Below are 622 nucleotides of genomic sequence, written 5' to 3'. Positions count from 1 at the left end.
TGGGGTAGGGGCGTTCCTGGGGCAGCAGTCGGGTGGCGGGGTCCAGGTCACCACCGTTGACGAGGGCGTGGATCTCGTGGGCGAGTGGCGTCACATCGCGGATGCTGACCGTCCATTCGTCTGCGTAGCGTCGTACGGCCTCACCGGAGAGGCCGAGTTGCAGGGATCGGTATGGCAGCGGCTGAAGGTGCAGGTTCCGCTCGGGGTCCCACTGCACGCGAGCAGGCGCACGCTTCAACTCACGCTGCCAAGTGGCTCGGTCGGGGTGTACTCCGCGGGCGTAGCTCGACAAGCACGCGTGGCGGAGCGCCCACTCGAAGCCGTCACGACCGATCTCGACAGCGAGGACGGTCTCCTGCCCGGCCTTCGAGGCCCAGCCGCAGCGGTACATCATCCACAGGAACGAGGGCTTGATCCACGTCATCCTGTCCCGCTTCCATACGGAGGGGAAACGGCCCTCGCGGGCGGCGGGCAGGCCTATCTCCGGGGAGTACGCCTGGTAGACGGTGATCGTGGACTCGGCATAGGCCGCACGGATCACGCGTTGCGGTTCTTCCATGGCGTACAGGGTGGTGCCTGCCGGAGCAGGCGGACAGTGATTTTCGACCATCGTGCCTTGTGA

The 622-nt window shown here is 66.4% G+C and carries 1 protein-coding gene; it reads right to left on the bottom strand.

All coding sequences use genetic code 11. The features are described from left to right. Positions 1 to 559: DUF4291 domain-containing protein (locus tag QCN29_RS36735; RefSeq protein WP_279933597.1), on the bottom strand; the 559-nt coding region annotated here is incomplete at its 3' end. Between the last annotated feature and the right edge of the window lie 63 nt (positions 560 to 622).

It is taken from the genome of Streptomyces chengmaiensis (assembly GCF_029846775.1).
Classification (GTDB): domain Bacteria; phylum Actinomycetota; class Actinomycetes; order Streptomycetales; family Streptomycetaceae; genus Streptomyces; species Streptomyces chengmaiensis.
The sequence above is the reverse complement of the archived record's forward strand: the minus strand, read 5'-3'. Positions and strand labels throughout refer to the sequence as shown.